At 71.4% G+C, this 21,825-nt stretch carries 14 protein-coding genes; 3 read left to right on the plus strand and 11 right to left on the minus strand.

Annotated elements, in window-relative coordinates:
* Positions 1-114: 114 nt before the first annotated feature.
* Positions 115-1,272 carry a hypothetical protein gene (locus ACZ55A_RS29245; RefSeq protein ID WP_468846159.1) on the plus strand — a complete coding sequence of 386 codons (1,158 nt, stop codon included), beginning with the start codon at positions 115-117 and terminating at the stop codon, positions 1,270-1,272.
* 103 nt (positions 1,273-1,375) lie between these two features.
* Here ACZ55A_RS29245 and ffh read toward each other — a convergent pair whose 3' ends face one another.
* The 5 genes from ffh to nsdA all read right to left on the minus strand — a co-directional run bounded on the left by ffh (position 1,376) and on the right by nsdA (position 9,237).
* Positions 1,376-2,932, minus strand: a complete 1,557-nt coding sequence (gene ffh, locus ACZ55A_RS29250) for a signal recognition particle protein (RefSeq protein ID WP_468846162.1) — start codon at positions 2,930-2,932, stop codon at positions 1,376-1,378.
* Positions 2,933-3,075: 143 nt separating this feature from the next.
* The gene (locus tag ACZ55A_RS29255; protein ID WP_468846165.1) at positions 3,076-5,562 is read right to left on the minus strand and encodes a [protein-PII] uridylyltransferase; all 2,487 of its coding nucleotides are present in this window, start codon (positions 5,560-5,562) and stop codon (positions 3,076-3,078) included.
* 220 nt (positions 5,563-5,782) lie between these two features.
* Positions 5,783-6,121 (minus strand): P-II family nitrogen regulator, encoded by a 339-nt coding sequence (locus ACZ55A_RS29260; RefSeq protein WP_468846168.1) that lies wholly within the window; start codon positions 6,119-6,121, stop codon positions 5,783-5,785.
* Positions 6,118-7,458, minus strand: coding sequence for an ammonium transporter (locus ACZ55A_RS29265; RefSeq protein WP_468846171.1), 1,341 nt, complete (start codon positions 7,456-7,458; stop codon positions 6,118-6,120). The genes ACZ55A_RS29260 and ACZ55A_RS29265 overlap by 4 nt, the downstream gene beginning before the upstream one ends.
* A 303-nt stretch (positions 7,459-7,761) precedes the next feature.
* Entirely contained in the window at positions 7,762-9,237 is a 1,476-nt protein-coding gene (gene nsdA / locus ACZ55A_RS29270; RefSeq protein WP_468846279.1) for a transcriptional repressor NsdA, read from the minus strand.
* A gap of 486 nt (positions 9,238-9,723) precedes the next feature.
* Here nsdA and ACZ55A_RS29275 point away from each other — a divergent pair, with 486 nt between their 5' ends.
* A complete protein-coding gene (locus tag ACZ55A_RS29275) occupies positions 9,724-10,392 on the plus strand; it encodes a bifunctional DNA primase/polymerase (RefSeq protein ID WP_468846173.1) in 669 nt (222 codons plus the stop codon).
* Between the two features lie 13 nt (positions 10,393-10,405).
* Here the strand turns inward: ACZ55A_RS29275 and ACZ55A_RS29280 are convergent, their stop codons facing one another.
* Positions 10,406-11,296, minus strand: a complete 891-nt coding sequence (locus ACZ55A_RS29280; protein ID WP_468846176.1) for an alpha/beta fold hydrolase — start codon at positions 11,294-11,296, stop codon at positions 10,406-10,408.
* 118 nt (positions 11,297-11,414) lie between these two features.
* Positions 11,415-12,644 (minus strand): signal recognition particle-docking protein FtsY, encoded by a 1,230-nt coding sequence (gene ftsY / locus ACZ55A_RS29285; RefSeq protein WP_468846179.1) that lies wholly within the window; start codon positions 12,642-12,644, stop codon positions 11,415-11,417.
* 382 nt (positions 12,645-13,026) lie between these two features.
* On the opposite strand from ftsY, the gene ACZ55A_RS29290 reads away from it, so the two are divergent.
* Complete coding sequence (locus ACZ55A_RS29290; protein ID WP_468846181.1) at positions 13,027-14,505, plus strand: purine-cytosine permease family protein; 1,479 nt, start codon at positions 13,027-13,029, stop codon at positions 14,503-14,505.
* A 624-nt stretch (positions 14,506-15,129) separates the two neighbouring features.
* On the opposite strand, the gene ACZ55A_RS29295 is transcribed toward ACZ55A_RS29290, so the two are convergent.
* The 4 genes from ACZ55A_RS29295 to ACZ55A_RS29310 all read right to left on the minus strand — a co-directional run bounded on the left by ACZ55A_RS29295 (position 15,130) and on the right by ACZ55A_RS29310 (position 21,768).
* Entirely contained in the window at positions 15,130-16,548 is a 1,419-nt protein-coding gene (locus ACZ55A_RS29295; RefSeq protein WP_468846184.1) for a sugar porter family MFS transporter, read from the minus strand.
* 277 nt (positions 16,549-16,825) lie between these two features.
* Entirely contained in the window at positions 16,826-20,599 is a 3,774-nt protein-coding gene (locus ACZ55A_RS29300; RefSeq protein ID WP_468846187.1) for an AAA family ATPase, read from the minus strand.
* A gap of 302 nt (positions 20,600-20,901) precedes the next feature.
* Complete coding sequence (locus tag ACZ55A_RS29305; RefSeq protein WP_033266895.1) at positions 20,902-21,105, minus strand: hypothetical protein; 204 nt, start codon at positions 21,103-21,105, stop codon at positions 20,902-20,904.
* A 381-nt stretch (positions 21,106-21,486) separates the two neighbouring features.
* Positions 21,487-21,768: an acylphosphatase gene (locus ACZ55A_RS29310; protein WP_468846190.1), complete on the minus strand. Its 282-nt coding sequence runs from the start codon at positions 21,766-21,768 to the stop codon at positions 21,487-21,489.
* Positions 21,769-21,825 lie beyond the last annotated feature (57 nt).

The raw sequence follows: 21,825 nt of genomic DNA on the forward strand, positions 1-21,825 counted from the left end.
TGCTTGACACGGGCCGGTGTGCGGCGAAGCGTGGAAGGCAGCCGCCTGCGCCCACGGCCCCCGCGCCCGGCCGGGCCGGGGCGGCGGACGGCGCGAGCCGACCGAGGAGCCGTCATGACACAGCCGGCCATCGGGAACCTGACCCCGCACGAACTGCTGGAAACGAAGCTGTCTGCGCAGGAGCTGACACATCTGGGCTCGGACGGTTTGAAGAACCTGTCCGGCAACCTCAACGAGGGGGCCCGGGTCGCCTGGAGACGGGTCAATGAGCTCAACAGATTGCGCGGTGAGCTGGAGGAGAGCCTGAACGCGGCCACGAGCGTGCGGGAGCGCCTCCGGATCATCTCCGAGCAGAAGGACGCGACCAGGCTCATCCAGGACTACCGGCAGGGGCTCAGCACCATACGGGAGAGCCAGCGGGCGCTCCAGCAGGTGAGCCAGGCACGCGCGGCCGGGGCCGAGGCCGCGAACGTCGTGACCCAGCGGATCGCGCAGGGGCAGTCGATCGGGCAGCGTCTGTGGAACATGGCTCCCCAGTGGGTCCAGCGTCTCGCGGGGCCGGTACGCACCGTGGCCAACGGGGCGATGCAGGTGACCGAGAAGATCGTGCGCGCCGGTGTGCAGGGCTTCCAGGCCGCGGGCAACGCCGTCTGGAACGCCGGCGCACGGGTCGTGGGCGGAGTGGTCCAGGTCGTACGCAGCATCGCCAACGGCATCTCCTCCGTGTTGAACGTCATCAAGGACAACGCGAGAACGGTGCTGTCCGCCCTGGCGACCGCCGTCCGCGCGGCGAGATCGGGCGTCGGCACCCTGGTGACCACGGTTGCCCGCGGGGCCCTCGGGGGCGTGCCCGGCATCGTCCTGGCCGTCGGGCTGGTCGCGCTGGTGGGTGTCGGGGCCTGGGCGTGGAGCGCGTACCAGACGCCTGAGCCGGCCAAGCCACCGACCGTGCCGGGGCCGCAGGAACCGGGGCATGAGCAGCCCCCGCCCGAGCAGCCCCCGCCTGAGCAGCCGCCACCGGAGGAACCGCCTCCCGAACAGCCCCCACCCGAGCAACCGCCTCCTGAGCAGCCTCCGCCCGAGCAGCCTCCTCCGGAGGAACCGCCTCCCGAGCAGCCCCCGCCTGAGCAGCCTCCTCCGGAAGAACCGCCTCCCGAGCAGCCGCCACCCGAGCAGCCTCCGCCTGAACAACCTCCTCCGGAACAACCGCCTCACGAGCAGCCGCCGCCCGAACCCCCGCCACCGGTGCATCCGCCCCAGCCGGTGCCCTAAGGGGCGCCGAACGCGGCGGGAGGCTCCGGTCCCGGAAAGGGGCGAGCCCCTGGCCGCACCACCGTGTGCCAGGGGCTCGCGACGCGATGTCGCTGCGGGCCGGTCAGCCCATGAACTTCTTGAATTCCTCGGGGAGTTCGAAGTTCTGCGGGGTCTGGTCGCCCTGCGGCAGGCCCAGCGGGTTGCCGGACTGGGCGGCCTCGCGGCGGGCGGCCGCGGCCTGCTCCTCGGCCTTGCGCTTCATCGGGTTGCCGCTCTTGCGCTTGCCCTTGGCCTGCTTGACCTGCTTCTTCTTACGGGTGCCGCCCCCCATGCCCGGCATCCCCGGCATGCCGGGCATCCCAGGCATGCCGCCGCCCTGAGCCATCTTCGACATCATCTTGCGGGCGTCGAAGAACCGCTCGACGAGGTTCTTGACGGTGCTGACGTCGACGCCGGAGCCCTTGGCGATACGGGCCCGCCGCGAGCCGTTGATGATCGTCGGCTCCTGGCGCTCGGCCGGGGTCATCGACTTGATGATGGCGGCGGTGCGGTCGACCTCGCGCTCGTCGAGGTTGTTGATCTGCTCCTTCATCTGCCCCATACCGGGCAGCATGCCGAGCAGCTTGGAGATGGAGCCCATCTTGCGGACCTGCTCCATCTGGGCCAGGAAGTCGTCGAGGGTGAACTCCTTGGGCCCCTTCGCCAGCTTGGCCGCCATCTTCTCGGCCTCTTGCTGGCTGAAGGTCTGCTCGGCCTTCTCGATGAGGCTGAGCATGTCGCCCATGCCCAGGATGCGGGACGCCATGCGGTCCGGGTGGAACGCGTCGAAGTCGTCCAGCTTCTCGCCGTTGGAGGCGAACATGATCTGCTTGCCGGTGACATGCGCGATGGAGAGCGCGGCACCACCGCGGGCGTCACCGTCCAGCTTGGACAGCACCACACCGTCGAAGCCGACGCCGTCGCGGAAGGCCTCCGCAGTGTTGACCGCGTCCTGACCGATCATCGCGTCGACGACGAACAGGACCTCGTCGGGGCTGACCGCGTCACGGATGTCCGCGGCCTGCTGCATCATCTCGGCGTCGATACCGAGGCGGCCCGCAGTGTCGACGATCACGACGTCGTGCTGCTTGGTCCGGGCGTGCTCGATCGAGTCCTTGGCGACCTGGACCGGGTCACCGACGCCGTTGCCCGGCTGCGGGCCGTAGAAGGCCACACCGGCGCGCTCGGAGACGACCTGGAGCTGGTTGACGGCGTTGGGGCGCTGGAGGTCACAGGCGACCAGCAGCGGGGCGTGACCCTGCCCCTTGAGCCACTGGCCGAGCTTTCCGGCCAGGGTGGTCTTACCGGCACCCTGGAGACCCGCGAGCATGATCACGGTGGGCGGCTGCTTGGCGAAGCGCAGCCGGCGGGTCTCGCCGCCGAGGATGCCGATGAGCTCCTCGTTGACGATCTTGATGACCTGCTGGGCGGGGTTCAGCGCCTGGGAGACCTCGGAGCCACTGGCGCGCTCCTTGACCTGCTTGATGAAGGCCCGGACGACGGGCAGGGCGACATCCGCCTCGAGCAGCGCGATACGGATCTCGCGCGCCGTGGCGTCGATGTCCGCCTCGCTCAGGCGGCCCTTGCCCCGGAGGTTTTTGAAAGTACTCGCCAAGCGGTCGGAAAGCGTATCGAACACGGCGGTCGTCGATCCTCGGGGTCGGGGGCGGGGTGCAGTCGGGTTCTAGGGTATCCGGACAGGCAAGTGAAGTGGTCCGGACCTGTTTGCGCGGGCCGGGCCCGCCCGGTCCCGGTGCGCCCGGCCGTTCTGCGCCCGTACGGCTACTGGAGCGCGGCCTCCACCGCCGAGGCAACCTCATGGGCCGCCGTGTCCGTCAGCGGCGCCCCGTCCGCCCCCGTGACATAGAACGCATCCACCGCGTTGGCGCCCAGCGTGCTGATGTGCGCGCTGCGGACCGCGACGCCGGTGCTCTCCAGGGCCCGGCCGATGCGGTGCAGCAGGCCGTGGGCGTCCTGGGCGCGGACCTCGATGACGGTCGCGGTGCGGGAGCTGCCGGTGGCGACGGTGACCCGTGGCGGCGGGGCGGGCACGGCGCGCGAGCGGCGAGTGTAGGCGCGTTCCCGCTCGGCGAGCCGGGCCGGGACGTCGAGCGAGCCCTCCAGGGCGCGGACCAGATCCGCGCGGAGCCGGTCGGCCTCCGGCAGCGACCCGTATTCGGCGGCCACCCGCCAGCTCAGCAGCAGGACCGGGCCCTCGTCGATGGGGTCGAGGAAGAGCAGGTCGGCGGCGCGTACGGTCAGCCGGTGCAGCGCCAGCACACCGGCCGCCGCGGGCAGTACGCCCGGCTGGTCGGGGGCGGCGATCAGCAGCTCGACGCCGACCAGCTCCTGGGCGGGCGCCCCGTCCGCGGCGTCGGCGGACGGTTCGGTACGGGTGTGCAGGGCCACGACAGGACCCCCGGTGCGCCCGGCCTCGATCGCCAGCCGCTCCTGCTCCGCGGTCGGCCCGTCCGCACCGCGCACCTCCGGCTCGGGCTCCCCCGCGAGCCGTGCGGCGACCCGTTTGACCAGGTCGGCCACGAGTCCGCCGCGCCAGGTGCTCCAGGCCGCGGGCCCGGTGGCCAGCGCGTCGGCCTCGGTGAGGGCGTGCAGCAGTTCCAGGGTGCCGGTGCTGCCGACCGCGTCGGCGACCGCGCCGACGGTCTGCGGGTCGTCCAGATCGCGCCGGGTGGCCGTCTCGACGAGCAGCAGATGGTGGCGTACGAGGGTGGCGATCACCGCGGTGTCGCGGGCGTCGAAGCCGAGCCGGGTGGCGACATCGCGGGCGATGGTCTCGCCGGCGACCGAGTGGTCACCGGGCCAGCCCTTGCCGATGTCGTGCAGCAGGGCGGCGACCAGCAGCAGGTCGGGGCGGTGCACCCGGCGGGTCAGCGCGGAGGCCCGTACCGCCGTCTCGATCAGGTGCCGGTCGACGGTCCAGGTGTGCACGGGGTTGCGCTGCGGACGGCAGCGGACCCGCTCCCAGTCGGGCAGCAGCCGGGTGACGATGCCCTCGGCCTCCAGGGCCTCCCATACGGGGACGGTGTATGTGCCCGCGCCCAGGAGGGTGACCAGCTGCTCGCGGGCCTCGGCGGGCCACGGTACGGGCAGCGGGCGGGCGCCGGCCGCGCAGCGGCGGATGGCGTGGGTGGCCAGCGGCAGCCCTGCCTGGGCGGCGGCGGCCGCGGCGCGCAGCACCAGCACCGGGTCCCGCTCGGGGCGCGCGGTGCGGGCCAGCACCGCCTCGCCGTCGAGTTCGACGACGCCCTCGGCGAGCGGTGAGCGCTCCCCCTTGCCCGCGCCGCGGCCGGGCAGCAGTCCGCGCAGCATGGGCTTGACGGAGCGGGCGCGCAGCACCCGGCCGACCTCGCGCCAGGTGACATCGGCCGCGTAGGAAATGGTGCGGGCCGCTTCGTAGGTCTGCCGCAGCAGGGCGTCCGAGTCCAGCACGCCCAGTGCCTCGGCGACCTGGTCCTGCTCCTGGAGGGACAGCCGGTCGGTGGCCCGCCCGGTGGTCAGGTGGAGGGTGTCGCGGGTGTCGAGGAGGCGGGTGCGGGCGGCTTCCAGGCCGCCGCGGGGGGCGTCGGCGAGCCAGGAGGCGGCGACCGCACGCAGCGCGGTGGCATCCCGCAGCCCGCCCCTGGCCTCCTTGAGGTCCGGTTCGAGGAGGTATTGGAGTTCGCCCTGGCGGTCGGCGCGCTCCTGGCACAGGGCGTGCAGCTCCGGCAGCCGCTTGGGGGCGCTCTCGCGCCAGTCGGCGTAGGCGGCGGTGCGCAGCGCGGCGGTCAGCTCCGGGTCGCCGGCCAGATGACGGGCGTCGAGCAGGCCCAGCTGCACCTTCAGGTCCTCGCGGGCGGCCTTGCCGGCCTCGGCGAGGGTGCGCACGGAGTGGTCGAGGGCGAGGCCGAGGTCCCAGACGGGGTACCAGAGGTGGTCGGCGAGCGCCGCGAGGGCGCCGGGCCGGGCCCGGCCGTCGTGCAGCAGGAGCAGATCGAGGTCGCTGCGCGGGGAGAGTTCGCCGCGGCCGTAGCCGCCGACGGCGACCAGGGCGGTGCCGGACAGGCCGGCGGCGGAGGCGTGCCGGTCGAACAGTCCGGCCAGCCAGTCGTCGGTCAGCCGGGCGAGGGCGGCGCGGCGGTCGGGTCCGGTGACCGTCTCGTCCTGGAGGAGCCGCAGCCGGGCCGCGGGGTAGCCGCCTTCCAGGGCGGGTTCGCTCCCCGGGCGGGGCGCTTCGGCCGGTCCTGCCGTGTGCTCGACGCTCTCCGTCAACTCCCGCGCTCCTTGGTCGTGGTGTCCCCCGCGGTCACTGTCGTCCCCCCTGTGGCGGTGCCCGTACGGCCCGCCGCCCGGCTGCTGCCCGGCCCCCGTACGTTCAGTCTCGTCCCGCCGCGAGTCCTGCGGCTGTCCGCCGCGCCCGGGCGGGCCCGCCGCCGGCTCCGGCCCCGGGCGGCGGGTGCCACCACGGGGCCGGAGCCGGACGGCCGGCTGACTACAGCGCGTCCGGTCCCCGCTCACCGGTCCGTACCCGGACCGCGTCGTCGACCGGGACGCTCCAGACCTTCCCGTCGCCGATCTTGCCGGTGCGGGCCGCCTTGACGACGATGTCCACCAGCTCCTCGGCGTCCGCGTCGTCGACCAGCACCTCGATACGGATCTTGGGCACCAGGTCGACGGTGTACTCGGCGCCGCGGTACACCTCCGTGTGCCCGCGCTGCCTGCCGTAGCCGCTGGCCTCGGTGACGGTCAGACCGTGCACACCGAAGGCGTGCAGGGCGTCCTTCACCTCGTCCAGCCGGTGCGGCTTGATTACTGCCGTGATGAGCTTCACGCGTCCACCTTCTTCGTCAGGGCCTCGCCGAGTGCCGGTCCCTTGCGGGCGGCGGAGCCGCCGCCCGCGCCGGTGAAGTCGTACGCGGTCTCCGCGTGCGCGGCCTGGTCGATGCCGGAGATCTCTTCGTCCTCATCGACCCGGAAGCCCATCACCAGGTCGATGACCTTGGCAAGGACGTACGAGACGACCAGGGAGTACAGCAGCACAGAGACCACACCGATGGCCTGCTTGCCCAGCTGCTCGAAGCCGCCCCCGTAGAACAGGCCCTTCGCCTTGCTCTGCACACCGCCGGTGGCGAACAGGCCGATCAGCAGCGATCCGGCGACACCGCCGACGAGGTGGACACCGATCACGTCGAGCGAGTCGTCGTAGCCGAGCTTGTACTTCAGGTTCACGGCCATGGCGCACAGGACACCGGCGATCACACCGATCGCGATGGCGCCCAGCGGGCTGACGCAGCCACAGGCCGGGGTGATCGCGACGAGGCCGGCGACCGCGCCGGAGGCCGCGCCGAGCGTGGTGAACGAGCCGTGCCGGAGCTTTTCGTAGGCCAGCCAGCCGAGCATCGCGGCGGCGGTGGCGACCTGGGTGTTGACGAAGGCGACCGCGCCGATGCCGTCGTCGTTGCCGAGCCAGGAGCCGGCGTTGAAGCCGAACCAGCCGAACCACAGCAGTCCGGCGCCGAGCATCACCAGGGGAAGGCTGTGCGGCCGCATCGGGTCCTTCTTGAAGCCGATGCGCTTGCCGACGACCAGGATCACGCCGAGCGCCGCGGCACCGGCGTTGATGTGCACGGCCGTACCGCCGGCGAAGTCGATGACCTCCAGGTTGAAGAGCCAGCCGCCGTCGCCCCACACCCAGTGGGCGACGGGGAAGTAGACGAGGGTGACCCACAGGGCGATGAACAGCGCCCAGGCGGTGAACTTCACCCGGTCCGCGAGCGCACCGCTGATCAGCGCGGGCGTGATGATCGCGAACATCAGCTGGAAGACCGCGAAGACATAGACCGGGATGGAGGTGGCTCCCCACAGCTCGGTCAGCCCGATCCCGCTGAGCCCGGCGAAGTGTCCGTCCCAGCCGATGAAGCCGCCCTTGTCGGTGCCGAAGGCGAGTCCGAAGCCGTACAGGACCCAGAGGATGGTGACGATGCCCAGGCTGATGAAGCTCATCATCAGCATGTTGAGCACGCTCTTGACCCGGACCATGCCTCCGTAGAAGAAGGCGAGTCCGGGTGTCATGACCATCACCAGTGCGGAGCAGATCAGCATGAACCCGGTGTTCGCAGGGCTCAATGTCACCTTGTCTGCGGCAAGCGTCAGGATGCCTGGGGGCATCGGCGTCTCCTCGTCGTCGATGCGGCCCGTGCGGGCGTGTTTCTTGTGGGCCGACTTCGCGATGAGGTTGTCGCAGGGTGGTTTCGGCCAAACCTTGCCGGTGTTTCACCGCAGTGACGAAGACGGCGTCTGTGTTACGCCCCGATGAACTCCACGATCAGCCCGGATTCACCCGTTCAACCCAGCGAAACCCGCCGGCACACAACAACCCGACCGCGGCTGCCGCCCGCGTGACCTGGCATGGGGGAGCCGAGTCGGGCTGTACGGGGCGGTGGCCGCGGCCGGGGTTCTTGGGAGGCGCCGTTACACGGCGGCCTCGGCGTGCTCAGGCAGCTGGCGGGCGAGCTCATTGCTGAGCTGGATGACCTCGGCGACACCGCCGAATTCCCGGGCAGCGCTGTCCACGGTCTTGCGCAGCCGGGTGTTCACCCGCTCCGAGCGGACCTGCCGGGCGAACGGGATGGCCCGCTGCGCCATCTCCGCGCAGGCCTCCGGTTCCTTCTGGAGCAGCCGGACGGTGGCCATCCCGATCAGGTTGAGCGCATACGAACGCTGATGCTCGGGATCCTGGCTGAAGAGCTCCACGGCCCGCTCCATGACGGGCTCGGCGAGCGAGGCGTAGGTGGGACTGCGCCCGGCGACATAGGCCAGGTCCCGGTAGGAGTGGGCGTTCTCGGCGTTCAGCTCGGCCTCGGAGAAGAAGCGGATCCAGTCCGGCTCGGGCTCGCCGGGGTCGGCGTCGGAGAAGGTGTCCTCGGCCATCCGCACGGCCCGCTTGACCTTGCTGGGCTGGCCCATCCCGGCGTATGCGCGGGCCTCCATCGCATACAACATCGCCTGGGTGCGCGGGGTGGCGGTCTCCCGGCTGCCGTACTGGGCGAGGTGGATCAGCTCCAGCGCATCGTCCGGCCGGCCGAGGTGGATCATCTGCCGGCTCATGCTGGAGAGGATGTACGAGCCCAGGGGGCGGTCGCCGGCCTCCTTGGAGGCGTGCAGCGCCAGCACGAAGTACTTCTGCGCGGTGGGCTGGAGCCCGATGTCGTAACTCATCCAGCCGGCCAGCTCGGCGAGCTCGGCGGCGACCTTGAAGAGCCGCTTGGCGACCGGTGCCGGCTGGGGCTCCTGGAGGAGGTCGGTGACCTCGTGAAGCTGGCCGACGACCGCCTTGCGCCGCAGCCCGCCACCGCACTGCGCGTCCCACTGGCGGAACATCGCGGTGGTCGACTCCAGCAGGTCCAGCTCCGGCTTGGACAACCGGGCCGGCCGCTTGGCGCGGTCGGGCTCCTCCGCCCCGCCCTGGCTCGCGGGCACGGGCACCAGCCAGCGCTGCATCGGCTCGATGAGGCTGGGTCCGGCGGCGAGGGCGAGGGAGGTGCCGAGGAAGCCGCGGCGCGCCAGCATCAGGTCGCTGCGGGAGAACTCGCTGATCAGCCCGACCGTTTGGGCGCCGGCCCAGGGCAGGTCCACTCCGGAGACGGACGGGGACTGGTGCGCGGAGCGCAGCCCGAGCTCCTCGATGCCGACCACACAGCCGAAGCGCTCGGAGAACAGCTCCGAGAGGATGCGGGGAATGGGCTCGCGGGGCTGTTCACCGTCGAGCCAGCGGCGTACCCGGGAGGTGTCGGTGCTGATGTGGTGGGCGCCCATCTGGCGCGCCCGGCGGTTGACCTGCCGCGCCAGCTCGCCCTTGGACCAGCCGCTGCGCATGAACCACGAACCCAGCTGTGCGTTGGGTTGTTTGACGGCGTCGGTGCCGCCCGTGCCGTCGTTGCCGCCCACTGGAAGCCCCTCCCGATAGCTGCCTCGGTGCTCGCTGCTCGCCTGCTGCTCGCTGTGAACCACCCACAGACTCCCGCCTGTTGCGACGCCTGTCCGGGGTACATCTACCCGATCACGGATTCCGGCCACACCTTTTGGCCTGGGGTCTCCGGTGCGTTGCCACCGGCATACCCGTGCGGGTGATGCCCCTGGGGTTCGTGCACCGAAAGTAATCCTACGATCACGCTCCTCGCGAGGGCGATCGCGGAAACGCCACCATTCGCCACCCCTTCGAATGAACTCCGCGGCCGGCTCTCGCGATTGACTTGACACAGGTCATCTGCGGCCGGGCGGAACGGAGCACGCAAGGGCTCGCGGCGTGCATCGCACCACCCGGCACACCACGCCACGCCACCGGTCCCGCGAGCCGTCGACGGAGCGTGCAGGGCGCCCGTCGTCAACCCGCCGACTCGTAACCACTGACACACACCACCCGTTGGAGGGGGCATGGGCTTCACGATCGGCGGCATCCGGGAGATGCGTTCCGCCTCCCGGCGCCGCGCCCGCTCTACCGAAATCACGGCGGTGGCGGAGTACACCGGCCTGTGGGGCTGGGACGTCGCCCCCGGCGCCCGTGCGGTCCGGGCGGGCAGCGGCCGTACGGACTGCTCCTGCGGCGCCGCCGACTGCCCCTCCCCCGGCGCGCATCCGCTGGCTCTCGGCGAGGAGCTGCCGGCCGGCGCCACGCTGGAGAAGGCGGCCGCGGCCTGGGCGGAGACCCCGGGCGCCGCCGTACTGCTCCCGGTGGGCCGGTCGTTCGACATCCTCGACGTACCGGAGGCCGCGGGCCGCCATGCGCTGGCGCGCCTGGAACGGATGGGCCTGCCGCTCGGGCCGGTGGCCCTGACCCCGACCGGCCGGGCGCTGTTCTTCGTCGCGCCGGGCGCGGCCGCCGAACTCCCCGATCTGCTCTACCGGATGGGCTGGGACGACGCCGCCCTGGACCTGCGTCCCCTGGGCGCCGGCGACCACATCACCGCGCCCCCGTCCGACCACGCGGGGCGGGGCCCGATGCGCTGGCTGCGCCCGCCGGCCCTGGACACCGCGGACCGCCCGCCGCAGGCGCGGCTGGTCGTGGGCACCCTGGCGTATGTCTGCGCCCGGCTGTGCGGGTGAGCCTGCGGGCCGGTCACGGTGCGCCGGCCGCCGTCGGCCCCTGGGCGCGTGCGAGGAGCGTACGCAGGACGGTCTCGGCGTGGGTCCACAGCACCGCGCCCCCGATGCCCGGCACGAGGTGCCGGACGGCTCCAGGGATCCGCAGCGCCAGCCCGGCCCCCCGGTCCGGTGAGTGGCCGGTGTCCTCCGCGCCGTACCAGAGGTCCACCGGGATCCTGATCGAGGAGAGCGGGATGTCCCACCGGCCCATGGCCAGCGTGGTGTCGCGCGCATAGCCCGCCGGCCCGGGGGCGAAGGCCTCCGCCAGCGCCTCCCGGTAGGCCGCGGCGAAGGCGGGCTCCTCATAGACGGCGCGGTCGCAGTCGGGACTGCCCGCCCGCACCATGTTCCACATGGCCTCGGGGGTGAACCCGGCGAAGAGCCGTTCCGCGGCGTCGGGGTCGGTGACCGCGAGGTCGACGAGCCGGCGCAGCTCGTCCGGCAGCGCCTCGGCGAACCGGGGGTCGGCGACCTCGTCCGCCCCGGAGACCACCGCCAGCGCGCCGATCACCTCCGCCGCCGCGCAGGCGAGGGCGAACGGCGCCCCCTGCGAATTGCCGACCATGGCGGGCCGTTCCAGACCGCGCCGGGCGGCGAACTCCCGCACATCCGCGGCGAAGTCGGCGAAGGTGCGCCGGGGCGCCGGCGAGGAGGCGCCCAGGCCGGGCCGGTCCAGGCTGATCAGCCGGACGCCGAGCAGGCCGACGGCCTCCGCGCCGAACCCCAGCCGCCGGCTGGTGGCCGCCCCCGGGGAGAGCAGCACCGGTACGCCGTCCACCGGGCCCCACTCCGCCCAGCCCAGCAGCCTTCCGTCGGGGAGCCGTTCCGTGCCGGTCCTCTCCGGCGCAGTGATTCGTAATGTCATGGCCCCAGCATGCCGGTCCATGGCATCGCGGTCCGGCCCGAGGCAGACGTCGGCCCCCGTACCCGGCGTGCGCGGTACGGGGGCCGAGGAGCGGCCGGGGCATGCCCCTGCTGCGGCGTCAGTCGATCAGCGCGTCGACGAAGGCCTTCGGTTCGAAGGGGGCCAGGTCGTCCGCGCCCTCGCCCAGGCCGACGAGCTTGACCGGGACGCCCAGTTCGCGCTGGACGGCGACGATGATGCCGCCCTTGGCGGTGCCGTCGAGCTTGGTGAGCACCACGCCAGTGATGTCCACGACCTCGGCGAAGACCCTGGCCTGTACCAGGCCGTTCTGGCCGGTGGTGGCGTCCAGGACGAGGAGCACCTCGCCGACCGGGCCGTGCTTCTCGACGACCCGCTTGACCTTGCCGAGCTCGTCCATCAGACCGGTCTTGGTGTGCAGCCGGCCCGCGGTGTCGATCAGGACGACATCGGCGGCCTCGGCGATGCCCTCCTTCACCGCGTCGAAGGCGATGGAGGCCGGGTCGCCGCCCTCCGGTCCGCGGACCGTACGGGCACCGACCCGCTCGCCCCAGGTCTGGAGCTGGTCGGCGGCCGCGGCACGGAAGGTGTCGGCGGCGCCGAGGACCACGGACTTGCCGTCGGCGACCAGGACCCGCGCCAGCTTGCCGGTCGTGGTGGTCTTGCCGGTGCCGTTGACGCCGACGACCATGACGACCCCGGGGATCTCGTCGCCGCCGTTGCCGATGCCGTTGGCGGTGTGCACGGTGCGGTCGAGGTCAGGGCCGATGAGGGTGAGCAGCTCCTCACGCAGCAGCTCGCGCAGGTCTTCGGGGGTGCGGGTGCCCAGGACCTTGACCCGCTCGCGCAGCCGGTCGACCAGCTCCTGGGTGGGAGCGACGCCGACGTCCGCGGTGAGCAGGGTGTCCTCGATCTCCTCCCAGGTCTCCTCGTCGAGGTGTTCGCGGGAGAGCAGGGTCAGCAGGCCCTTGCCCAGGGTGTTCTGGGAGCGGGAGAGCCGGGCACGCAGCCGGACCAGCCGGCCCGCGGTGGGCTCGGGTACCTCGACCTCGGGCGCGACGGGCACCTCGGGCTCGGCGGCCGGTGCCTCGGCCTCGGGGGCCTCGGCGGTGGGCAGCACGACTTCTTCGATGGTGCGACGTTCTTCGTCGCGGGGGGTTTCGGCCTCCTCGCCGACGTGCGGTTCGGCGGGGGGCGCGGTGACGGAGGGCTTGGGGGCAGCCTGCGGGGGCGGCGGCAGCTGCTTCTTCTTGCGGCCGCTGACGACGAGCCCGCTGATCGCGCCGAGCACGACCACGGCGATGATGACGGCAAGGATGACGAATTCCATAACTCCTCCAGTATCAGCCACGCTCCCCGCGTGCGGACCGCACGCGCCGAATCCTGGATGCTCCATATCCGGATTGAGCGCGCTACGGCCGTGCGGCGGTCCGCACCCACCGCTCCATCCGGCGCCGCGGTGCCGGTCAAGCGCGTCATCGGCCTGATCGGGACGGCCCGACTGGACCCTCCGAAGAGCATGATCGACACTCTTCGTCGTCGAGGGATCCAACGGTGCAGAGTGGCGGAAGTTAGATCAAAGTACGATGGTCGGCGGCCGCGCAACGCGCGTAGAGTCCTGGCAGCCAATTTCCCGTCAGGCACCACAGCCGCTGCCTGCACCTCCTCCCCAGGGGGTGCCACCAGATCCCCGCACGGAGATACCTGCACCCATGGGCACCAGCACCACGTCCGCTTCCACTCCCACCCCCGAAGGCGCCGTGGAAACCCGCGGCATCGAGCCCGTACCCGACCACGAACGCCGGGGCCGGGTCCGCGAGCTCTTCCCCACCTGGGTCGCCGCCAACATCAGTGTGCTCTTGCTCACCATGGGCGCGTCGCTGGTGATCAACAACGGCCTGAACCTCTGGCAGGTGCTGGCGGTCGCCGCCATCGCCTCCGCCGTCTCCTTCGGCATGGTCGGCCTGCTGTCGGTCTCCGGTAAGTGGGGCGGCGCGCCGGGCGCGATGCTCTCCCGCGCCACCTTCGGCGTGCGCGGCAACTACTTCCCGGGCGCGATCCTGTGGGTCGCCCGCTTCGGCTGGGAGACGATCAACGCGGTCACCGGCGCATACGCCATCCTGACCGTGCTGCACCTGGTCTTCGGCATCAAGGCCAACAACGTGCTGGTCGTCGTCACCCTCCTCGGCTTCGTCGCCTGCACCTTCCTGGTGAGCGGGCTGGGCCGCAAGGCGCTGAACGTCTGCAACAAGTACTCCACGTACCTCTTCAGCGCGATCAGCGTCGTCGTACTCGTCTACCTGATCGCAAAGGCGCCGTGGGACGCCATCCTCCACAAGTCGCCGGGCGACGCCGCCCTGATGATCGCGGGCATCGGCACCATCGCCGCCGGCGGTATCAGCTGGGTCCCCACCGGACCGGACTTCGCGCGCTACCTTCCGCACTCCGCCTCCGGCAAGAAGATCGTCGGGGCCACCGTCTCCGGTGCGGCCCTGGTGCTGATCCCGATGGTGGCCATGGGTGGCGTGATGGCCGTCTCGAACCCGTCGCTGGCCAACCAGAACACCGACCCGATGTCGTTCCTCGGCCAGGTGCTGCCGCGGGAGATCGCGATCCCGTACCTGATCACCGCGCTGATCGGCATGATGCTGATCAACAGCCTGTCGATGTACTCCGCGGGCTTCACCGCGCAGACCATGGGCGTCAAGCTGCCGCGCGCCCTGGCGGTCAGCATCAACGCCGTCATCAGCCTGGTCGGCGGCCTGTTCATGATGCTGGTGGCCAAGGACTTCATCGGCCAGTTCATCGCCTTCCTGACGCTGCTCGCGGTCTCCTTCTCCGCCTGGATCGGCGTCTACGGCATCGACATGGCCCGCCGTCGCAAGCTGGCCGTGCGCTACGACGCCGACGGCCTGATGGACACCGGCCGCACCAGCCGCTACTGGTACACCGGCGGCTTCTGCTGGCAGGCCATGACCGCCTGGGCGGTCGCGCTGGCCGCGGGCCTGTGCTTCACCAAGGTCCAGTGGTTCACCGGCCCGCTGGCCACCACCTGGATCGGCGAGAACGGCCTCGGCTGGGCCGCCACGATCGCGCTCTCCGCAGCGGTCTTCGCCATACTGCCGGCCCCCAAGGAGACGGCCCCGGCCGAGCAAGCCTCCGAGACCCGGCAGCCGGTCGAGGTGAGCTGACCCGCTCCCGGGCCTAGCGAACTGACGTAACGTCGCCCAACGTCCCCCTTCGCCAACTTCCTTGGCGGAGGGGGACGTTTCGTACGCGGCGCCTTGGCTTGCCATCCCACGTTGTCGGCTGTCCCGCCGTGGTGGTTGTTCGCCGTTGCTCCCCCACTGCCTGAAGGGCGTGGGAGGTACCCCCACGCGGCGGGCGTGGGTTTGTCGGGTGCGGTGCCGCTCCTCCGGACTTCGTCCTGCGGCGCGGCCCCTCCCGTGGTGGGTGGGAAACCTGAGTGGGGGCGGGCGTTGCGTGTCCCGTTGCTGTGACTGGATCCATGAGCGTGCACCCGCCCACTTACGGGCACCCCCACGGCCTTCTTTCCCCCACCCACGGGAGGGGACGGGCCGGAGGGGCAGGGTGTCCGGACGTAAAGCGAAGCAGTCCGGACACCCTGCCCCGGAGGTCCGTCACCGCACCCGACAGCCCCGCGCAGCGGCCCCGCCCGCCGCAGGCGCAACGGTGAGACGACACCACGACGGGACAGACAAAAACGTGGGAGGCACAAAAAGGGGTACTGCCCCACAGGTCCCTGTGACCCACGAGGCAGTACCCAGAACTGAGGAGAAGGACTGGCGGGGGGGTTAGCCCATCTCCTCCAACGCCTTGCCCTTGGTCTCCTTCACGAACTTGAGCACGAAGGGGATCGAGAGCACGGCGAAGAATGTGTAGATCACGTACGTACCCGAGAGGTTCCAGTCGGAGAGGCTCGGGAAGCTGGCCGTAATGGCCCAGTTGGCGATCCACTGCGCGGAGGCGGCGACGCCCAGTGCGGCGGCGCGGATCTTGTTCGGGAACATCTCGCCGAGGAAGACCCAGACCACGACGCCCCAGGAGAGGGCGAAGAAGAGCACGAAGACGTGGGCGGCGATCAGGGCCACGGTGCCTTCGGTGGCCGGCAGGGTGCCGGCCGCGGTCTTGGCGGAGAAGGCCCAGGCCTCCAGGGCGAGCGAGACGGCCATACCGGCCGAGCCGATCAGGGCCAGCGGGCGACGGCCGATCTTGTCGACGAAGACCATCGCGATCACGGTGCCGACGATGTTGATGATCGACGTCGTGAAGCTGTAGAAGAACGAGCTCTGCGGGTTGATGCCGACGGACTGCCACAGCGCCGAGGAGTAGTAGAACGCGACGTTGATGCCGACCAGCTGCTGGAAGACCGAGAGTCCGATACCGACCCAGACGATCGGCAGGAAGCCCATCTTGCTGCCGAGCAGGTCCCGGAACGTCGACTTGTGCTCGCGGTGCATCGCGTCCTCGATCTCGGCGACGCGGGTGTCCAGGTTGACGGTGTGGCCCTCGACCTCGGCCAGCACCTCCTTGGCGCGGGCGACCTTGCCGACGGAGATCAGGAAGCGCGGCGACTCGGGGATCGCGAAGGAGAGCAGACCGTAGAGGACGGCGGGGATGACCATCACGCCGAGCATCCACTGCCAGGCCTCCAGCCCGGCGATCTTGCCGCGCTGCTCACCGTCGGCGAGGTTGAGGATGCCCCAGTTGACGAGCTGGGAGACGGCGATGCCGACGACGATCGCGGCCTGCTGGAAGGAGCCGAGCCGGCCACGGTAGGCGGACGGCGAGACCTCGGCGATGTAGGCCGGGCCGATGACCGAGGCCATACCGATGGCGAAGCCGCCGACGACCCGCCAGAAGGCGAGGTCCACCAGGCCGAACGGCACGGCGGACCCGACGGCGCTGAGGGTGAACAGCACCGCGGCGATCTGCATGACGCGGATGCGCCCTATCCGGTCGGCGAGCCGGCCGGCGGTGGCGGCGCCGACGGCGCAGCCGATCAGCGCGATGGCGATCACCTGGGCGAGTACGGCGGACCCGACTTCGTACCGGCTGCGGATCGCCTCGACGGCGCCGTTGATGACGGAACTGTCGTATCCGAAGAGAAAGCCGCCCATCGCGGCAGCCGCGGTGATGAAGATGACATGGCCGAGGTGCTCGGGGTGGGCCTTACGGCCTTCCGGGACCGTGGGCTGCGCGGTGCTGGTCAACGTGAACTCCAGTGGCCCGGCTGCGCTGCCGGGCGTAGGGGGCTGGCACTTCTAGTGGTGCATAGGTTGGGGGTACCCACCACTTGAAGGTAAAAGCAACGTTGCAGAGACTATGCCTTCAAGTTTCGAAGTCAATAGGACGTGATGGATTTGTTTCCCGGTAACCCGAACCACCGTTCGTTCAAGTTGTGAACTGATCTAGAACTGATGCCGTGTTGGGCACGCCGCGCAGTCAGCCGCTGCGGGCCTCGGGCGGTACACCGGTGGGGCCCGGGGGTCAGTGCAGCCGCTGGCTGATCACCTTCGAGACGCCGTCCCCCTGCATGGACACCCCGTAGAGCGCGTCCGCGACCTCCATCGTCCGCTTCTGGTGCGTGATCACGATCAGCTGGGAGCTCTCCTGAAGCTCCTCCATGATCCGGATCAGCCGTTGCAGATTGGTGTCGTCCAGCGCCGCCTCGACCTCGTCCATCACATAGAACGGGCTGGGCCGCGCCTTGAAGATCGACACCAGCAGCGCCACCGCGGTCAGCGACCGCTCGCCGCCCGACAGCAGCGAGAGCCGCTTGACCTTCTTGCCCGGCGGACGCGCCTCCACATCCACCCCGGTCGCCAGCATGTCGTCCGGATCGGTCAGCACCAGCCGCCCCTCACCGCCCGGGAAGAGCCGGGCGAAGACGCCCTCGAACTCCCGCGCGGTGTCGTGGTACGCCTCGGTGAAGACCTGCTCGACCCGTTCGTCGACCTCCTTGACCACCTGGAGCAGATCGGCCCGGGTCTTCTTCAAGTCTTCAAGCTGTTCGCTGAGGAACTGGTGCCGTTCCTCCAGCGCCGCGAACTCCTCCAACGCCAGCGGGTTCACCTTCCCGAGCTGCTGATACGCCCGCTCGGCGGCCTTGAGCCGCTTCTCCTGCTCGGCCCGCACGAAGGGCACCGGCTGGTTGCGCGGATCGTCCGGATCGTCCGGCAGCACCTCACCCTCGGCGGGCGGCGACGGCGGTACGAGCTGCTCGGGCCCGTACTCCGACGTCAGCGCGGCCGGCTCCACCCCCAGCTCCTCCAGCGCCTTGGTCTCCAGCTGCTCGATCCGCAGCCGCTTCTCCGCGCCCAGCACCTCGCCCCGGTGCACCGAGTCGGTCAGCTTGTCCAGCTCGGACTTCAGCTCCCGGGCCGCGGTGCGCTCGGCCGCCAGCGCCTGTTCCCGCTCGGCCTTGGCCCGCTCCGCGGCACCGCGCTCCTCCTCGGCCCGTACGACGGACACCTCGACGTGTGCCAGCAGCTGCCGGGCACCGGAGGCCACGGCCCGGGCCACCTCCGCCTCGTGCCGCAGCCGGGCGCGCCGCCGCTCGGCCCGCGCCCGTGCCTCGCGCTCGGCGCGCGCCCCCCGGTCCAGCGCATCCGCCCGACCGGCGAGCGCCTTCACCCGCTCCTCGTGCGTACGCGCCTGGAGCCGGGCCTCCATCTCGGTCTGCCGGGCATTGGCCCCGTCGGCCGCCAACCGGTCCCGTACGGACGTATCGGGCTCCTCCTCGCCGACGCCCGGCTCCTCCTCGGCCACCGCCAGCCGCTCGGCCAGCTCCTCGGCCTCCTCGGTGGCGCGCACCAGCGCCTCCTCGGCCCTGGCGGCGGCCGCGGCGGAACGTTCTGCCTCGCCGGCGGCGGCCCGCGCCTGCCCGGCCAGCCGTCCCAGGTCCCCAGCGACCTTCGACTTCTCCCGGTCCGCCGCCCGCCGCCGCTCGGCCAGCTCCTCGACCCGCGCGGCACACTCCGTACGCCGCTCGGCCGCGGAGCGCTGTGCCTCGGCCAGCTCCGCGCAGCGCTCCGCCAGCTCCGCCAGCTCGGCCGCCGCCTCGTCGACGGACGCCTGCACCTCCAGCAGACTCGGCGCTCCGGCGGAACCGCCCTGGGCGAAGTGCGCCCCGAGCAGATCGCCCTCGCCGGTCACGGCCAGCAGCTCCGGGCGGGCGGCCACCAGGTCCTCGGCGTCCTCCAGCGTCCCGACCACCACGACGTCCCGCAGCAGCCGGGCCACCGCGGCGGTCAATTCCGAGGGCCCCTGGACCAGTTCACCGGCCGGTACGGGCGCGGAGCGGGGCCCCGGCACGGCATGGATGACGGGCTCCGCGGCCTCCGGCGCCCGCCCTCCATCACCGGCACCACCAGCCCCGGTGACACCACTGGCCCCATCAGCCCCAGCCCGCGCCACTACGCCAACGACCTCAGCGGACTCCTCAGCCTCGGCAGCCGCCGCGGGCACACCGTCGTCCACAGCCCGCGCAGGCCCCGGTACCCGCCCCGTACCACTGTCTCCGCCGCCGGTGGCACCGCTCCGGGTGTCCCCCAGCACCATCGCCGCCCGTCCCGCGTCCTGCTTGCGCAGCAGCCGGATGGCGTCGGCGGCGGTGGCCGGGCCGGTGACGGCCACCGCGTCGGCGGCCGCACCGAGGGCGGCCGCGACCGGGATCTCGAAGCCGGGGGTGACGGTCAGCAGCTCGGCGGCCGGGCCGAGGACCCCGCTGAGTTGGCCGGCAGCCGCCAGCAGGGCACCCGTACCGTCCTTGCGGCGCAGTCCGAGCGCCAGGGCGTCGTGCCGTGCGGCGGTCGCGGCGCGCCTGCGCTCGGCCGCGGTCAGCGCCTCGCGGGCCGCGGTCAGCGCGGACTCCGCCTCCGCCAGCTCCGCACGGGCCGCCTCGTGCGCCGCCGTGCTCTCCTCGTCCACCGCGTCCAGCCCGTCGACCTCGGCCTTGCGCTGCTCGTACTCCTCCTGAGCGGCGGCCGCCCGCTGCCGGGCCGCGTCCCTGGCCTCGGCGAGCCGGCCGATCTCCGCCTGCGCGGAGGCGGCCCGGCCGCGGGCGGCGGTGACCTGCCCGCTCAGCCGGGCCAGGCCCTCGCGCCGGTCGGCGATGGCCCGGGCCACGTCCCGCAGCCGGCGCTCCTCGTCCGCCAACTGGCGCTCCAGCGCGGCGCGGTGTTCGACGGTGTCCTCCAGCGCCCGGCTCGCCGCCTCCAGCGCGGCGGTCAACTCCGCCTCCTGCTCGCGGATCCGGGCCGCCTCCCGCTCCATGTCGTCCGGGTCGCGCCCCTGCCGCTCATCGGGCGGGGCCGCCGTGGCGCTCTTAACCCGCGCCTCGGCCAGCGAGATGGTGCCGCGCACCCGCTCCGCGAGCTGCGACAGCTCGTACCAGGTCTGCTGCGCCCCCTGCACCCGCGGGGTGAGGGCACGGACCTCCTCCTCCAGCGCCGCCTCCCGCTGCTGGGCGGTGCGCAGCCGCTGCTCGGCGGCCTGCTTGCGTTCCTTGAGCGCCGCCTCGTCCGCGATCTCGGCGGCGAGCGCCCGGCGCAGGGTGACGAGATCGTCGGCGAGCAGCCGCAGCCGGGCATCGCGCAGATCGGCCTGGATGACGGCGGCGCGCCGGGCCACCGCGGCCTGCCGGCCCAGCGGCTTGAGCTGGCGCCGCAGCTCGTCGGTCAGGTCCTGGACGCGGGCGAGGTTCGCCTTCATCGCCTCCAGCTTGCGCAGCGCCTTCTCCTTGCGCTTGCGGTGCTTGAGGACGCCGGCCGCCTCCTCGATGAAGGCCCGGCGGCCCATCGGGTCGGCGTGCAGTACGGAGTCGAGCTGGCCCTGGCCGACGATGACGTGCATCTCCCGGCCGATACCGGAATCGGAGAGCAAGTCCTGGATATCGAGCAGCCGGCAGGTGTCCCCGTTGATCTGGTACTCGCTGCCGCCGTTGCGGAACATGATCCGGGTGATGGTGACTTCGGCGTACTCGATCGGCAGTGCACCGTCGGAGTTGTCGATGGTGAGCGAGACCTCGGCGCGGCCGAGCGGCGGCCGCCCGGTCGTCCCGGCGAAGATGACGTCCTCCATCTTCCCGCCGCGCAGTGACTTGGCGCCCTGCTCGCCCATGACCCAGGAGAGCGCGTCCACGACGTTGGACTTGCCGGATCCGTTGGGGCCCACGACGCAGGTGATGCCCGGTTCGAACCGGAGCGTCGTGGCGGAGGCGAAGGACTTGAAGCCTCGCAGGGTCAGACTCTTGAGGTGCACGCCGTTGGACTCTACCGGCCGCCCCTCGGCGGGCTGCCCCAACATTCCGGGCCGGCCACGGCCCCGTACGGCCCCGGGGTATACCGCGGCGTTCATTTTCGGTTTCACCGAGGAAAGCGCAGGGCACATCATGCGGTAAGAGAGGGGCGGCACCGCGCAAGTGGCCGTATGACGCGCAATAAATGCCGGAAAGACGAAGAAGCGGGAAACGACGAAGGGACGCCGAAGCGTCCCTTGCAGATCTTGAAGAGGGCGGTGCCTCAAGCGGCTGGCGAGCAGCCCTACCGGCCCTGGGGTGAGGGTCAGGTGAGCGCGGGCTCCGCCTGGGGTACGTCGATGTCGAGCACCGACTCGTCGCGACGTGCGGCAGCGGACAGCATGTCGTTCTCGGCCTGCATCCGGATAAGTTCGGATTCAAGGTCTTGAACGCGCTGCTGAAGCCGTCGCATCTCGGAGAGGACTCGGGGATCGGAGCCGCCGACGTAACCGAGAAGCGCCTTTGCCATGATGGATGGTCCTCCACAATGAGTGACCGACCGAAGCGGTGTGGGTCGTGAGGGATTCGCACCCGCGGTGCTTGTCATTCCTGGTGTACTCAATGCCAAACAGCTAAGGTGCGCGGGGATTCCAGAGTCTCACCAAACGGTTTGACGGTCAACACGATCACGCCCCGTATCCTCGGGCACCTGAGAGTGCGCGGCCGCGAGGGCGCTGCGCCGACTCCCCAGAAAGGTCCCGCGGGGGCGTAGAGATCATCCGTACAGCCGCAGCCTTGCACGGGTCGGCCGAGTTGGCAACCACCAGGCCTTATCTCCCGTAAGCAGCTGACAAAGACGCACCGGAAAGATCGCCCTCATCGGCCGTACGGACGCTTCCCGCGGTCCGTGTCAGCGGATCTCGAAGCCGTCGTAACCGCCCCGCGGCGTGGCCCATATCTCAGTGACGCCATCGACCCGCCCGGGCGTGTCTCCGGTACGCAGCCACTCCAGCAACTGGTCGCAACGGTCCTTGGGGCCCTCGGCGACCACCTGGACCCGGCCGTCACCGAGATTGACCGCGAACCCGGCGAGTTCGCCGATGCGAAGGGCGTTTGCGCGGGTGAACCAGCGGAACCCGACGCCTTGGACCTGGCCCCGCACCCATGCGGTTACACGGACTTCTTCGTTCATGTGTGCACGTTAACCGGCCAATTGCTCAGCGAGCACGCTGCCCCCCTTCGCCATGGC

This window comes from Streptomyces sp. NPDC034111, from assembly GCF_055575375.1.

What these genes read in the sequence shown, in the direction of transcription:
- ACZ55A_RS29275 (WP_468846173.1), top strand. Translation starts at nt 9,724, where the DNA reads ATGGGCTTCACGATCGGCGGCATCCGGGAGATGCGTTCCGCCTCCCGG.
- ACZ55A_RS29305 (WP_033266895.1), bottom strand. Translation starts at nt 21,105, where the DNA reads ATGGCAAAGGCGCTTCTCGGTTACGTCGGCGGCTCCGATCCCCGAGTC.
- ACZ55A_RS29245 (WP_468846159.1), top strand. Translation starts at nt 115, where the DNA reads ATGACACAGCCGGCCATCGGGAACCTGACCCCGCACGAACTGCTGGAA.
- ACZ55A_RS29265 (WP_468846171.1), bottom strand. Translation starts at nt 7,458, where the DNA reads ATGCCCCCAGGCATCCTGACGCTTGCCGCAGACAAGGTGACATTGAGC.
- ACZ55A_RS29290 (WP_468846181.1), top strand. Translation starts at nt 13,027, where the DNA reads ATGGGCACCAGCACCACGTCCGCTTCCACTCCCACCCCCGAAGGCGCC.
- ACZ55A_RS29310 (WP_468846190.1), bottom strand. Translation starts at nt 21,768, where the DNA reads ATGAACGAAGAAGTCCGTGTAACCGCATGGGTGCGGGGCCAGGTCCAA.
- ACZ55A_RS29280 (WP_468846176.1), bottom strand. Translation starts at nt 11,296, where the DNA reads ATGACATTACGAATCACTGCGCCGGAGAGGACCGGCACGGAACGGCTC.
- ftsY (WP_468846179.1), bottom strand. Translation starts at nt 12,644, where the DNA reads ATGGAATTCGTCATCCTTGCCGTCATCATCGCCGTGGTCGTGCTCGGC.